10 protein-coding genes and 1 pseudogene are annotated in these 13,934 nt (G+C 66.6%); 3 read left to right on the forward strand and 8 right to left on the reverse strand.

Annotation, left to right across the window (positions count from 1 at the left end; genetic code table 11):
• The 3 genes from ABD332_RS54280 to ABD332_RS54290 form a co-directional block, all read right to left on the reverse strand.
• The coding region (locus ABD332_RS54280; RefSeq protein WP_344514007.1) for a carbohydrate ABC transporter permease at nucleotides 1–752 on the reverse strand (752 nt) is incomplete at its 3' end.
• 185 nt (nucleotides 753–937) lie between these two features.
• Nucleotides 938–2,296, reverse strand: coding sequence for an ABC transporter substrate-binding protein (locus tag ABD332_RS54285; protein ID WP_344514009.1), 1,359 nt, complete (start codon nucleotides 2,294–2,296; stop codon nucleotides 938–940).
• 9 nt (nucleotides 2,297–2,305) lie between these two features.
• Nucleotides 2,306–3,298: an alpha/beta hydrolase gene (locus ABD332_RS54290; protein ID WP_344514011.1), complete on the reverse strand. Its 993-nt coding sequence runs from the start codon at nucleotides 3,296–3,298 to the stop codon at nucleotides 2,306–2,308.
• 90 nt (nucleotides 3,299–3,388) lie between these two features.
• Here ABD332_RS54290 and ABD332_RS54295 point away from each other — a divergent pair, with 90 nt between their 5' ends.
• The gene (locus ABD332_RS54295; protein WP_344514013.1) at nucleotides 3,389–4,057 is read left to right on the forward strand and encodes a TetR/AcrR family transcriptional regulator; all 669 of its coding nucleotides are present in this window, start codon (nucleotides 3,389–3,391) and stop codon (nucleotides 4,055–4,057) included.
• Nucleotides 4,058–5,234: 1,177 nt separating this feature from the next.
• Complete coding sequence (locus ABD332_RS54300) at nucleotides 5,235–7,382, forward strand: transglycosylase domain-containing protein (RefSeq protein WP_344514015.1); 2,148 nt, start codon at nucleotides 5,235–5,237, stop codon at nucleotides 7,380–7,382.
• A gap of 212 nt (nucleotides 7,383–7,594) precedes the next feature.
• Here the strand turns inward: ABD332_RS54300 and ABD332_RS54305 are convergent, their stop codons facing one another.
• The 3 genes and pseudogenes from ABD332_RS54305 to ABD332_RS54315 form a co-directional block, all read right to left on the reverse strand.
• On the reverse strand, nucleotides 7,595–7,888 hold the full coding sequence (locus ABD332_RS54305) for a DDE-type integrase/transposase/recombinase (protein ID WP_344514017.1): 294 nt from the start codon (nucleotides 7,886–7,888) through the stop codon (nucleotides 7,595–7,597).
• Nucleotides 7,889–8,667: 779 nt separating this feature from the next.
• Nucleotides 8,668–9,129, reverse strand: coding sequence for a tyrosine-type recombinase/integrase (locus ABD332_RS54310; protein WP_344514083.1), 462 nt, complete (start codon nucleotides 9,127–9,129; stop codon nucleotides 8,668–8,670).
• A 223-nt stretch (nucleotides 9,130–9,352) separates the two neighbouring features.
• Nucleotides 9,353–9,778, reverse strand: a pseudogene (locus tag ABD332_RS54315) (integrase core domain-containing protein); the annotation flags it as partial.
• 102 nt (nucleotides 9,779–9,880) lie between these two features.
• On the opposite strand from ABD332_RS54315, the gene ABD332_RS54320 reads away from it, so the two are divergent.
• Nucleotides 9,881–10,150 carry a hypothetical protein gene (locus ABD332_RS54320; protein ID WP_344514091.1) on the forward strand — a complete coding sequence of 90 codons (270 nt, stop codon included), beginning with the start codon at nucleotides 9,881–9,883 and terminating at the stop codon, nucleotides 10,148–10,150.
• 746 nt (nucleotides 10,151–10,896) lie between these two features.
• Here the strand turns inward: ABD332_RS54320 and ABD332_RS54325 are convergent.
• Nucleotides 10,897–12,705: a protein NO VEIN domain-containing protein gene (locus tag ABD332_RS54325; RefSeq protein WP_344514019.1), complete on the reverse strand. Its 1,809-nt coding sequence runs from the start codon at nucleotides 12,703–12,705 to the stop codon at nucleotides 10,897–10,899.
• On the reverse strand, nucleotides 12,702–13,583 hold the full coding sequence (locus tag ABD332_RS54330) for a hypothetical protein (RefSeq protein ID WP_344514021.1): 882 nt from the start codon (nucleotides 13,581–13,583) through the stop codon (nucleotides 12,702–12,704). Before ABD332_RS54330 ends, ABD332_RS54325 begins: the two co-directional genes overlap by 4 nt.
• Between the last annotated feature and the right edge of the window lie 351 nt (nucleotides 13,584–13,934).

The raw sequence follows: 13,934 nt of genomic DNA on the forward strand, positions 1-13,934 counted from the left end.
AACACCGCGAGCGCCGAGGCCTGGCCGACGTGCTGCTGCAGGAACGTCAACCGGTAGATCTGCACGCCGGGCACCATCGTCTGGTAGCCGGGACCGCCTTGCGTCGCGATCTGGACGACGTCGAAGCTCGCCAGGGCGGCGATGATCGTGAACGTCGTGCACACGACGAGTTCGCGCCGCAACCCGGGCAGCGTCACGGCGAAGAACTCACTGACCCGCCCGGCCCCGTCCAGCCGGGCCGCCTCGTACAGCGCCGGGTCGATCTTGCCGATGCCCGCCAGCAGCAGCACCGTGCAGAAGCCGAGCATGACCCAGACTCCGATCACACCGACCGCGGGCAGAGCGAACGTGAAGTCACCGAGCCAGGCCCGTGTGTACTGATCGAGGCCGACTGCGCGCAAGACCTGATTGACCAGGCCGTCCGAGGAGTACATCCACGTCCACGCGATACCGGCCGCGACCAGCGGAAGCACCTGGGGGATGAACAGTACGACCCGGGCGGTGGTGCTGAACGCGCTGGGCTTCAGTTCGCGGATGAGCGACGCGGCGACCAGACCGAGCCCGACCGGCAGGACCGTGTAGAACACGACGAGGACGAACGCGTGCACCACGGACTGCAGTAGCTCCGGCTGGGTGAAGATCGCTTTCCAGTTGTCCAGTCCGGCAGGCGTCGCCGGCCCGATGCCATCCCAGTCGTAGAACGAGTACTGCACGGACTGGAGCATCGGGAACAGCACGAAAACGCCGTACATGCCGAACGCTGGCGCAACCCAGAGGAGCGCGCTCCAGCTCCGCCGCCGGAGTGCGGATGGGCGCCGTGCGGCGGGTTGTGGTGCCGCAGGAACGCTCGACGGGTCGGTCATAGCCGAATCCTGCCGCATCGCCTCCGGGGTCGAGACGGACAGCACCGCATCACCCCTGGGTCGGCTCGCCGCGATCATCGCCCGAGATCGCGCTCGTAGTCGGACTGCACCTTGGCCGCGAACGCCTCGGGCGTCGTCTTGCCGGCCAGCAGCAGCTGCGTCTGCGGGATGAGGCTGTTGACGTGGATCGAAGCCGTCGCATCAGCCATGAAGCCGACCAGCCCGTCGCCCTTCAGCAACTCCTGGAACGCGCTGACGGTGGCGGCGACCGCCGACCCCTCGGGCGCGGTCGGAGCCGGCGCGTCCGACGGGCCGGCCGGCACCAGCCCGCCGAGGGTGACCGTCTCCTGCCGCGCCTGCTGGTCCGTCTGCACGAAGTCCAGGAACGCGGCCGCCACGTCTGCGTTGGGTGACTTCGCCGGGATCCCCAGGTTGGCGACGGCGGTCATCGCGTACGACGGCCCACCGGCAACGCCGGGCGGGAACAGGAAAAACCCGAACTGACCGGGTCCGGTCTTGTCGAGTCCCGGAGCCTGCCAGTTGCCGCTCGGGAAGAACACGCCGTTGCCCTTGATGAACTCGGCCGGGGCCCGGGTCTGGTCGATGTCGTTCACGTCGGCCGGCAGGTATCCCGCCTGTCCCCAGCGTTGCAATGTCGTGGCGGCCTTGACCGTCGCCGCGGTGTCGATACTCGCGCCGGGTTTGGCGTAGTTCCAGTCCTGGACGGCTCGCGCGTCACCGGCGTAGGACATCACCAGGTTCTGCAGCGGATAGACGCTGCCGCCGTCCTTGCCGTTGATCATGATCGGCTGCAGCCTGGCGTCCTTCGCCTTGGCGAGCAACTGCTCGAACTCGGCGACAGTCGCCGGTGGCCGCGCCATACCGATCCGCTGCGCAAGCGCCTTGTTGTAATACACCCCGGTCAGGCCAAAACCAGCGCCCGCAGCGTACAACGAGCCTGTCCCCCGCTGTCTGCCGTCCGCCGCGACACGGGTGGAGGCGAACTGCGACTGCGGCCACTCGTTCCACCCGTACGCCTGCGCATACGGGTCGAGGCTGATCAGCAGGTGGTCCTTGGTCAGGTTGCCGAGCTGCGGCACGCGGACGAGGTCGGGCACGTTGTTCCCGGCGAGAGTGCGCGCGATGGTCGTGGTCAAGGCGGCGTAGTCCTGGCTCTCCACCTTGACGGTCACGTTGCTGTGCTTGGCGTGGAACAGCTTGCCGAGAGCGGTGTAGAACGGGACGTCGACGCCGCTGGTGACGAGCAGCTTCAGGGTGACCGGTTCGCTGCCGATACCGGTGGAGACCGGCTTGGACGGCGCCGGGCCGGCTTCGGAGTTGCCGCCGGGTGCGCAGGCGGCGAGCAGCAGGGCAGCCGCCGCGGCGACGCCGGCGGCCCGGAGGGTTCCGCAGTAATGGGTCAGCGATCGCACGAGAAGTCCTTAAGGCTCGATGGTGTGGGTTGACTGGAACGCGCGGCGTACGGCGTCGCCAGCCTTGCCAACGGCGTGATGCGCGTCGGTCATCACGGCGAACATCTCGAAGAAGCCATGGATCTGCCCCGCGTACTCGGTCAGCTCGACCGGCACGTCGGCCGCCTCCAGACGCCGGGCATAGTCCTCGGCCTCGCGGCGGAGGAAATCGTGTTCGGCCGTGATGATCGTCGCAGGCGCGACACCGCGCACAGATTCAGCGTGCAGCGGGGATACATACGACGCCTTGCGGTGTGCTGGGTCGGGGACGTACGTCGCCCAGATGTGCTGGAGCCGACGGTAGCTGTTGGAGCCGAAACCCGACTGGCCCGCGAAGGTCTCGTACCGCCGCCGGAACGCGACCTTGTAGTCGGTGTTCTCGACGCTGTCGAGTACCGGGTAGACGAGGAGTTGGGCGGCCAACCGAACGCCTTCATCACGCGCTTTGAGCGCGGCAGCCGCGGCGAGGTTTCCGCCCGAGCTGTCCCCACCGACAGCCACGCTGCCGAAGTTGTGGCGTGCCCAGGTGACGGCCGTCCACGTGTCGTCGAAGCCGGCTGGAAACGGGTACTCGGGCGCGAGCCGGTAGTCGATGGACAGGACCCCGCACCCGGCCCGGTTCGAGAGTGCCCGGGCGACACCCTCGGCGGTGTCGAGGTCTCCGTGCATCCAGCCGCCGCCGTGCGCCCAGACCAGCACCTCCCGTTCCGCACCCGTGGGCAGATAGAGCCGAGCCGGTACGCCGTTCGCGTCGACCGACTCGACAGAGGCCACCGGCGCCGGCTCGCCGGTCACGGCCAGGACCTTCGCACGTGCGTCCGCCCGCACGGCCGCGATGTCGGCGGCCCACGGGTCGGGTGATGATCCGGAGCTGTCCAGGAAGGCCTGAACCTGCTCGTGCGGCCGCAGCGCAGTGTCCTCCTCACGGACGACCGGGGTTCCCCGCCGGAAAGCTGCACTCATGCGATCGCGCCTCTCGCCACAGTTAAGACTGAGCACTCAGTCTGTTTCGCAGAAGTTACCGAATACTCAGTCGGTTGTCTATGCTTGGCGATGACCGTCCCGACCATCGCGAGGAGATCAACCGTGTCCCCTGCCCAGAAGCCCAAGACCTCAGCGAAGGGCCTCGAGACACGGGACCGCATCGTCGACGTCGCCGTACGATTCATCGCCCGCAACGGAGCGCGCGGCACCAGCCTCGCCGACATCGCGGCCGAGGCCGGCGTGTCACAGACCGGGCTGCTCTATCACTTCCGCAGCAAGGAGGCCCTGCTCAACGCCGTCATGGATCGCCACCTGGCCTTCTCCGAGCAGTGGCTGTGGGGCGACGGACCCGACCCCGGCATCAAGATCGTCGACATCATCGCCAAGCACATGGCCAGCTGGCCCAGCCAGCACGACGGCAAGGTGGCCAGCCTGCTCGGCATGAACACCGTCGTCCTCGGCGAAAACGTCAGCCCCGACACCGACCTCCACCCACGGCTGGTCGACGGCTACCGGACAACGATCGACCGCGTGACAGCGACCCTGCGGTCCGCACAAGAGCGCGGCGAGATGCACGATGACATCGACCCGCAGCTCAAGGCAATGGAAATCATCGCTTTCTGCTACGGCCTCGAGGCCGCATGGTTGGTGGACCCGACGATCCCCGTCGCCGCGGCGGCCGCCCAATGGGCGGCACAGCAGACCAGGCAGTTGGCGACCGGGTCGGCGACGTCCTGACGACACGCCCCCGGGAGTCCGGCACTCATCGAAATGTTCACGGGTCCACGCTGGACACCGCCGTGCGGTGGTAGGCGACCCAGCCCCGAACGATCGGGACGATGCCCCCAGAACCGCCGCACACCCGCAGAGGGGCCAGCCGTGAATCAGTCGTTCGGCGGGGTCGGTCTCCTCGATGGTGACGTCGCTGCCGTGACTGCTGTGGAACCGCCAGCGGGTGATCACGCCGTCCGGGCCGCGGAGTTCGCCTGCGGCCAGCGCCGCGTCGATGCGCTCTCGCACGACCAGTTCGTCGGTCGGAGGCCCCAGCGACGTGCTCAAGCACATTCTCCCAGGTCGCCTCCGGCATACGCCGGCCGAGTAAAGGGGTCGGTGCCAGAAGAGCTGCGCCTGCGCCGCCTCCGCCTGATTGCCGAATCGACCGGCGACGACCTTCCGCAGCACCTCGAGCGTTCAGCGCACCGCGACGACGATGACCTCCGCCGGGAACCGGAACCCGGCGAACGCCGACTTCGCAGGCCGCCACCGATCAGGCCTGATCGATGACTTTATCGCTCAAGTCTGCCTCGATCTTGCCAACGCTCAATGCACGGCGCCCAACTACTGGGCTCTGGCACAAGTTCCGGATCCAGGTGGCGATCTTCAGCCGGGCCTCGGTGCGGGTGCGGAACTGCTGGCGGTGGACATATTCGAACCGATGTCTCGTTCAGCCATGAACCTCTATCCCTCGAGTTCTGGCCTCCACGTTGCGAGGGGGACCGCACCGTACGGCTCCCCCGCACCGTCGCGTTCGCACGCACCCTCGCGCTCCGCGGTGCCCGCACCCACCAGCGCCGCACCTCCGTGAGCCCGAGTTCCCCCGGACCGCCAGCCCGACCCCGGCTGCCGCCTCCCCCGCTCCGGCGGCCGAGCCGACTCGAGCGATCGGCGTTCCGGATCGGTCCTGCGGCTGGTGCTCGGCACGGTCGTCGTGGTGCTGCTCTGGCCGGCGGCTGGCTGTGGACCCGACGGCTGCGCGGTCCCCAGCCCCGCTGACACGCCTGCGGCGACCGATACGGTCCACAATGGACAGTTATTGCCGATCCATGTGCAAAGTGTCACGTGTCGCAAAGCATCAGGTTGGGTAGGGCTTGAAGCGATTGGGACTGCATAGCCGGCGAAACCCTGGGGTATCTGTATGCGTTTGCGTGGCCGTAGTGTGCTGTCCGCCGTTTCGTCGCTGCTGCTGTGTGGACTGCTCGCCGGCGTGGTGGTGGCCGCTGCGACGTTCCCGGCGCTGGCCGTGTCGGGCCTGGCCGCCAAGTCCGGCGCCGACCACTTCGAGAGTCTGCCGACCACGTTCGACGTGCTGCCGGCGCCGCAGATCTCGTACGTCTACGCCAGCGACGGCAAGACGCTGCTGGCGATGATGTACGACGAGAACCGGCGGGACGTGCCGATCACCGACGTCGCGCCGGTCATGGCGCAGGCGATCGTGGCCGCCGAGGACACCCGGTTCTACCAGCACCACGGGGTGGACGCGAAGGGTGTGGCCCGCGCGTTCGTGAACAACCAGAACGGCGGCGATCAGCAGGGCGCCTCGACGCTGACGATGCAATACGTGCGGCAGGTCTCCGCCTACACTGCGCGCACGCCGCAGGAGGTCGTGGAGGCCACCGACAAGACGCCGGCCCGCAAGGTGCGCGAGATGAAGCTCGCGGTCGCGCTGGAGAAGAAACTCTCCAAAGCGCAGATCCTGGAGCGGTACCTGAACATCTCGTCCTACGGCCACGGCGCGTACGGCATCTTCGCCGCGTCGCACGTCTACTTCAACAAGGACCCGAAGGACCTCACGCTGCCGGAGGCCGCGCTGATCGCCGGCCTGGTGAAAGCCCCGACGACCAACGACCCGGCCACGGCCGAGGGCCTGCCACGCGCGCTGGACCGGCAGAAGTACGTGCTCGACCAGATGGTGACGATGGGCTACATCACCGGGCAGCAGGCCGACGAGGCGGCGGCCGCCGAGCTCACGATCGTCGGCAGGCGGACCCCCGAGGGCTGCGAGGCCGTCCAGCGCGCCGACCTCGGCGCCGGCTTCATGTGCGACTACCTGCGCCGGTGGTGGCTCGAGCAGCCGGCGTTCGGCGCCGACGCGTACGAGCGGCAGAACAAACTTCGCTCCGGCGGCTACACCATCGTCAGCTCGATGAGCGTGCAGGCCCAGGCTGCCACGTTCAAGTACGCCCAGAACCAGCCGGGCGCCGGCAACTCCGTCAAGCTCGGCGACTCCGATGCGGCCATGCTCGCCGCGATCGAGCCGGGTACCGGGCGGGTGCAGGCCCTCGCGACGAACCGCAACTTCAGCAACGACCAGACCCACAACGGGGCCAGTACCAACCCGGCGAAGAAGGGACAGAAGGGCAACTATCCCAACACGACGGTCCCGCTCATCACCGGCGGCCCGGAGATCCTCGGCTACCAGGCCGGATCGTCGTTCAAGATGTTCTCCGCGGTCGCCGCGCTGGAGGCAGGTCTGCCGCTGTCGCATACCGAAAACGTCCAGAAACAGTTCGTGTCCGACTATCCGGTCGACCCCAGCAGCCCCACCGCCTGCAACGGGGCGCACTACTGCCCGAAGAACTCGGGTGACCAGGCCGGCGACTTCAACATGTGGCAGAGCTTCGGCATGTCGCTGAACACGTACTTCGTGCCGCTGCAGCAGAAGGTCGGCGCCGAGAAGGTGGTCGACGTGGCGCAGCGGCTGGGCATCCAGTTCCGGTCCTCGAACGACGCCAAGCTGGCGGCTGACGCCCACCAGTGGGGCGCCTTCACGCTGGGCGTGTCGGACACGACCCCACTGGACCTCGCCAACGCCTATGCCACCCTGGCCGCTGACGGCAAGTTCTGCGCCCCGACCCCGATCGTCGAGATCCGGGACTTCAACGGCAACAAGATCGACGCCGGGAGCCCGCAGTGCAGGCAGGTCGTCGACCCGGACGTGGCCCGCGCCGCCGTGGACATGGCCCGCTGCCCGGTCGGCGACCAGTCCGCGTTCAACGCCTGCCCCGACGGTGGTACGGCCGCCGGCGTCCACGGCCAGGTCGACCGGCCCGTCGCTGGCAAGACCGGTACCACCGACAGCGAGAAGAGCGCGACGTTCGTCGTGATGGCCAAACAGCTCGCGGTCGCCGGCATCGTCACCGATCCCGACAACCCGCAGACCAACAAGACGATGTCGCACCCGGTCATCAACAACGCGGTCGCATACACGCTCAAGGGCGCCCTCGCCGGCGTGCCCGCGGTGAACTTCACCGCGCCGAGCCATGCCAAGGCGTTCGGCGGCTAACCACGTCTCGCTGAGGGAGCAGAGCGGGAGCGCAACGGCTCCCCGAACGGCGCTGAACCGAGCCGAACGGCCGCTGTTGCGTTCGCCGACTGGAGGGCGCGTATGCGTGAGCGCGGCCAGTCTTCAGATGGCGGCGGCGAGCTCGGTGAACGCTGCACCGACGCGGAGCCCGCGCGGAGCGTCGAGTCCGAGTTCGTAAATGGCCGCGGCCATTAGGTTCTGCATGAAGAGGTGTGTCCGGCGATGATTGTCTGTGCGGTCCGGTCGGTCCGCAGCCCGCGCATCGGTCTGAGCCACTGTTTCAGCTGACTATGATCGGCCTCGACCCGGTTGTCGGCATGCCGTTCGACATGGTGCCACGCCCACGGAACCAGCTCATCGAGGACCGCCGGGTACACCGACGCTGCGTCAGTGACCATCTCGGTGGGTCGCACCTTCAGGGTGGCCAGCGCCCGCCGGAAGAACCGTCGTGCTGCCTCGGCGGCGCGGCGGGCGGAGACGAGCACGTCGATGACCTGGCAGATGTCGAGAACTTGCTGGATGAGCTGTCATCCTCCAAGGCGAGGACCTCCGCTTGGATCGGGGACGCACAGTGCCGCCTGCGGCTCACACAGCATCGACCTCGGCCCGGCGGGGCAACTGCCACACCGAATGCCCAACGCCCGCCCGCCGCCGAGCGGAGCATACCCTCGGGAAGATCACCGTACGGGCGTTCGTGTCAGAGATGTGTCACGGTCATCCACAGTGGACACTTGAATTGGACGGGGTGCAATCCTGAGTCAAGGTGTCGATCACGTGACGCCACGATCGCCGACGACTTACAAAACGCCTGCTCAACCACACTCTCACGGCAAGCACCGACAGGCCCTCACAGACCCCTTGACTCCGCTCAACGCAACAGCGAGGAGTTCAGCGAGCACGCCGGGCGGCCGTCGACGTCGCAAACCGTACGGTCGTACGGGCAAAGCGCGTGTCATGACACGATCAGAAGATTCGTCACGGTCAACAGAAAAGGCCAGCTGAGCTGGCCTTTAGTAAAGTCGGGACGGCGGGATTCGAACCCACGACCCCTTGACCCCCAGCATCGGAACGGTTCCACTGTGGAGTGTCGGCTCGTGTCGGCCGGTGTTCTCACATCCAAGTGACCTGCCCATATTAACACGGCTGAGTGTTGGCCTATGTTGCGTCATGCTTCCGTGTCCGCCTGGAGTTGATCTCCGCTGTGAGCGCGTTGTTAGCGCACTCCAATCAAGTGCCGTTCGTGATGCCGCGTCCACACCGGCTCTCAACCCGGCCACCCGCGATGCCGACCGTATTGTCCTGACGACGACAGGTGTTCGGCATCGAGCGTGTCGGTGCCGGCCGTCAGGAGGTCGCCCGCCGGGTCGAGGAACTGGCCGGCTTCCTCGGGTGCGACCAGCTCGACGATATGGTCGGCGGTTTGCCGGCGGCGCGCCGCGTTGACCAGGGCGTAGTAGCGCATCAACGTTCCAGGATCGTGACCGAGCCGCTCCGCCACCTCAGGGATGCCGTACCCGGAATCGAGCAGGCTGGAGGCGAACAGGTGCCGGGCCTGGTGCGGGCCGATCGCACGGACCCCCGCCTCCACAGCGAGCCGGTTGAACCGGCTGGTCACATTGGCCGGTCGTAGCCTACTTGCGGGGGCAGTTCCGCTTGTCGTGCCCGTGGAAGCCGCAGACGCTGCACGTCCCTGCGTTTCCCTGGACGGGGCACGACCTCTTGTCATGGCCTTCAGTCCCACACCATGAACAGGTCCGGCTGCCGGCCATTGGTTCTCCTTATGCTGTTTCTCGACCCTTGGGGCTCATGGTACCGGCCGCGTCACCGGTCAGCCAAACACTTCGGGAGGGCCAAGAGGGGCCACCCGACAGGGCTTCTACGGCGCGTGTCAAGATTTTTGAGGCGGGTTGGTAGGTTTTCGTTGAGTTGGCCGGCCTGTCTGCGTCGTCTTACTCGGCGGGCTTGTTGATCCATGCGGCGGTGGGCAAGACGGCTGGTTCGGGGTGCTTGCGGACGAACCGTTCGAGGGTTGCGGACGTAGGCGGCGTCCAACACCTCCGCGCGGACCGCATGAACCTCCCCGGCGTGTCCATAATGGACGTTGTGCGGGGTGTGCCAGGCGACACTGGCCGATGCTCGGTGTTGTACCAGCCGAAGAACCGTTGGCAGAACGCCCTCGCGTCGAGCAGGTTCGCGAACGTCGCCGGGAATTCGGGGCGGTACTTCAAGGTCCGGAACTGCGACTCGCTGAACGGGTTGTCATTGCTCGTATGCGGCCGGGAATGCGACTTCGTCACGCCCAGATCGGCGAGCAGGAACGCCACCGGCTTGGACGCCATCGACGAGCCGTTGTCGGCGTGGATGGCAACTACTCCGGCGAGTTGGAGGACCCGTGCAGGAACGTGTTCACCGACATCTGGGATGCGTACTACGGCCTTCCCGGCGCGCTGCAAACGCAGTAATGGCGGGCTGCTGACATGAGTCGCCGGTCCGTAATCTGGTTCGCCGTCGGGGTTGTCGCGGTGATCGTCGGTGCTGTCGTGGCCTGGCAGGTCGTGACGGACACCGGTGGTGGCCGGGTCCCGATCAGCAGTGCCCGGGCCGGCGCCGACAGCCACGACCTCCTGGTGATGATCCAGTTCGCGTCGTGTGACCGCGTGGACAAGGTACAGGTCACCGAGGAGCCGCAGCGGGTCCTGCTCACCGCCGCGGAACCTGACTGCTGCCGTATCGTCTCATCGGCTTGAGAACCCTTAGCGTGGTCGCCGTGATCGTCACCCTGCTCACCGGTGGGTGCGCCGGTAGTTATGGGCAGCTCGAACGAGCGCCGCTGCGCAGCTGGAGTCGAACGCGTTCACGTTTGTGTCGAAAACGCATTGAACGTGTTCAGCTCCTGCCGTCACTGAGCACCCCCATCAACCCGCCATACACACGCTGAGCTGCACGGATGAGGTTCTCGGCACTCGCAGCCTCCGCGCCAGGATCCGCCCGGTCGGCACCTGATCGACTGCAGGGCCGACGTAGCACTGATCGCCTCCGGCCGTATGGACCGGGAAGCCGGCGCCGTGCACCCCGCCGCCCGGCACCGACCTGCGCGATCCCGTTCCACAAGTCCGCGGTGATGACCACCGCAGACCAACCCGAAACCGCACAGATCACCGCGGGATGGCCGCAGCAGGCACCGCGCAGGTGCTGCACGACGCCGGGTCCGAACTCGTACGCGTCCGCACTGGGCAGGCCGAGAAAGGACGCGCCGCCAGCGGCGTCGTACACCTCCTCGAACGCCTCCTTGACGCCCGGCACGCCGTCACCCACACGGGGACCGGCGTTGCACCCCCGCCGCGACAGACGCAGAGTCGTCTGGCCGCTGAACTGCGCAAACCACGATCGAGGTGCAGTGCCAACGGTCGTGCCGCCACCACGGCCCTCGCGGCCACTGACCATCTGGCCGCAAGGGCGAAGAGGTCGTCGTTCGCGCGGATGCGACGCACGGCTACGCGAGAATCTGGGCGAATCGGCTCCAGTCGGTGTACTCCCAGTCCCAGCGACGGCAGACCCGCTCCCGCGGCATGTTGTCCTTGAGCGGGTCCAGCAGAGCCAGTTGGGAAGCGGATTCGTCCCCGATCACGATGGCGAGCAGGTATCGAGCGGAGCCGCTGATCATGACGGCCATCTCATTGTTGGTAAGCGCGAAGCGGCTGTCCCGGCCGTCGACCTTCTTGACCTCAAGGTGGACGAGGGTCCCGTCAGGCATCGTGCCGTCGAGGTCGTAGCCCAGGTTCTGGCGACTCACGTCCTTGAGGTGCCATCCTAGGGCGTTCAGAAACTCCAAGACGGCGATCTCAGCAGCCCGCCACCGTTGGATGGCACCGGAGAATGAGATGGCCTGGTTTCCCCACTGGGGCACAGCCGATCCCTTTTCGGCGACGGCGGAAAGCGTCGTTTCGTTCTCATTCTTGCCCACCAGGCCCTGTTCCCGCGGCGTCAGTGCTCTCCCCTGTGCACGTGCAATGTCCACCACACGTGCGGCAAGGTTGCGTCGCGTGCCCTCCGTCAATTGGTCGTTGTCGACGCGCTCCAGCAGGTCCTCGATCCGGAGCGTCTGCGCACCGAGTACAGTGCGCAGCGCGCGCGCCTGCGATGCGTACTGCTCTGCGTAGATCGCCGGAGGTGCGCCGTGGGGGAATACCGCGGGAAGGTCGCCTGGCGCCAAAGGCACTTCACTGAAGGCGAAGGGCAGCGGTCTCCTCGCCAGTTCCTCGCTGATAGCGGTCAGCATGGCAGCCGCTGCCGAGCCATCGCCACCGATTGCGACCGTCCGAAGGTCCTCCCCTTGCATCAGCAGTTCCCAGAGACGGTCCCGGACCGCGCTGGGACCGTCCCTCAGGGCAGTTGCGACCAGACGGCCCATCTGACGCAGCACAGCCTGGGTAGCCGTGTCCGACACGACCGCGTGCGTCCGAGAAGGATCTGTAAGGATGTCGCCCGAGGCTACGATGGGGATGGCCAACTCATCTTCCAACGGTAGGAAACATGCCAGCCGACCACGGACTCCAGTGAGACGTTCGGCGTGAACGTCGGCCGGCACCAGCACAACGGTGTCGCCCTCGGCGAGTCGGTGGAACGTCGCCTCGACGCCATCCAGGACCAGCCGAACCATGTCGCCTTCCACCCGGCATACCAGTCGCTGCTCGCCCGATGGCCGAAGGACCGTAACCTGTCGCAGATGCCGCAGAAAGGGCAGCGCAATCGGGTCCAACGCCAACTGGGTCGCCTCCCCCGCGTTACTGAGCCCGAGGGTGAACGCAGCTCCATCAATAATTGTCGATGGCTTCACGTTCGCCGGTATTCGCAGCAATGGGACCTGGGCAGCATCGGAGACGCCCAGCACGCCGGCTGCCGCGGCCCGGTCGAAGGTCAGCGCCACCCCGTTGGACGCCACGGTAACCTCGGCGGCCACCGCAGCCACGGCCTTGAATCCAATGCCGCGGTATCCGATGCTTCCGCCATCTCGATGTTTCGTGGAGCTGGCGCTGCGGCACAGCGCCTCCACGTCAGCAGCATCGAAAGGACGGCCATTGTTGCGCCAATGCACGGTGCCCGGCAGTCTGAGGTCCACCGTGACGACGGTCGCGCCGGCGTCGTCGGAGTTCTGCAGGAACTCATACAGGACGCGGTTGCGATACGTCTCTGCCAGCAACGCTTCGATCCTGGCAATCTCTCCGAACAGTCCCGGCGCCTGCTCATGCTCACGCAGCAGCTGCGTCCGCAGTTGCTGCACCGCGTCGACCAGCGTGCTCATGCCACGGGATCCGTCACTCGGACCACCACGCGCGCCGGGGCACCAGCGAGGTCATCCAGTTTCGCCGTCACGACGGCCACCAGGGATGGCCCCCGTCTCGGCACACTGCCGCCTTTGTGCACCGTTACCCACCGGTAGTTGGACAACGTGCGGTTCTCCAGCAGGAAGCCCACCTCGTCATAGGTGCACACAGTGACGTCCGGAGCCTGCACGACGAAGTCCTCCTGCTCTGCGATCGGAGCGGACAGGTCCCCAAAGTAGTCATCGGAATCGATGGCGGCCGCCAAGAGTTCATCGGCGCTGCCTAAGGCGAACTGGGCACGAAGAGATACCTCGAGGTCCACGTTGGCCCGAATCCGCGCGGTCAGTTCCCGAGTCTCGGTGCGAATACCGCGTTTCGTGGTCTGATCGAGAACCTCGACCGGCAGGTCCGCCCACCGTGAGGACGGTCGGGAGTGCCACCCGTCGATCTCGTCCCAGTCCATTGCGGTGACCCAGATGGACTGGTCGTCAGGGTTGGGACGGACAGTTGACTCCCATTTGTCCGTGCTCTCGGAGATCATCTTTGGGGCGCGCAGTTCCTTTGCCTTCCGTCCCAGCCCCAACGTCTGGTAGCTCATGAGCGGCCCGTGCGCCGCAGAGCGCAGTTGCCAGACGAGAGGCGGGAGGTACTCGCTCATCGACAAGTTGGTGGCGTTGTAGCGATCCCGCCAGTCATCCGGGTGGAACCGCAGTTCTCCTGCTGCAGTCACCATGTTGAGGTAAGAGTGCGGCCCGAGATGTTCAGTCATGAGACGGGCCTGAAGGTTCACCGCCTCCCATCCCAGCAACGACAGCGAGATCTCATCCACCTCAACCTTGATTGGAACGAACTTCATAGCTGACATCTCAATCCTCTGCGAACGCGACTGCCATTCATGTGGGAAACTCGGGGTCGAATCCACCGACGGTGCCCTCGCACCTGAAGACCGCCAGCGCCGGGCGGCTGGTCGAACAACGGAGCCAAGGCCCGCAGGTTCTGGCGTCGTCGAGGCCGAGGTGGTGAAGACCTCGATCGTTGAGGGCGAGTACGGAGCGCGGTGCGTTGCCGCTCACGCCGGTCGTCGGTGAAGATCGGCATGGGAGCACACTATGCCGTCACCGGCGACACAGTCGATCTCCCCTGCATGCGTGACGGCGCGGTGTCACCGGCCGTACCCAGCCGGTCGGCGCCGTTGCGTTGTGGGATC

The organism is Dactylosporangium maewongense, assembly GCF_039531485.1.
Classification (GTDB): Bacteria; Actinomycetota; Actinomycetes; order Mycobacteriales; family Micromonosporaceae; genus Dactylosporangium; species Dactylosporangium maewongense.

Excerpts from the sequence above, each read along its gene's own strand:
- ABD332_RS54290 (WP_344514011.1), bottom strand. The coding sequence starts at position 3,298 with ATGAGTGCAGCTTTCCGGCGGGGAACCCCGGTCGTCCGTGAGGAGGAC.
- ABD332_RS54295 (WP_344514013.1), top strand. The coding sequence starts at position 3,389 with ATGACCGTCCCGACCATCGCGAGGAGATCAACCGTGTCCCCTGCCCAG.
- ABD332_RS54300 (WP_344514015.1), top strand. The coding sequence starts at position 5,235 with ATGCGTTTGCGTGGCCGTAGTGTGCTGTCCGCCGTTTCGTCGCTGCTG.
- ABD332_RS54310 (WP_344514083.1), bottom strand. The coding sequence starts at position 9,129 with ATGACAAGAGGTCGTGCCCCGTCCAGGGAAACGCAGGGACGTGCAGCG.
- ABD332_RS54320 (WP_344514091.1), top strand. The coding sequence starts at position 9,881 with ATGAGTCGCCGGTCCGTAATCTGGTTCGCCGTCGGGGTTGTCGCGGTG.
- ABD332_RS54325 (WP_344514019.1), bottom strand. The coding sequence starts at position 12,705 with ATGAGCACGCTGGTCGACGCGGTGCAGCAACTGCGGACGCAGCTGCTG.
- ABD332_RS54330 (WP_344514021.1), bottom strand. The coding sequence starts at position 13,583 with ATGAAGTTCGTTCCAATCAAGGTTGAGGTGGATGAGATCTCGCTGTCG.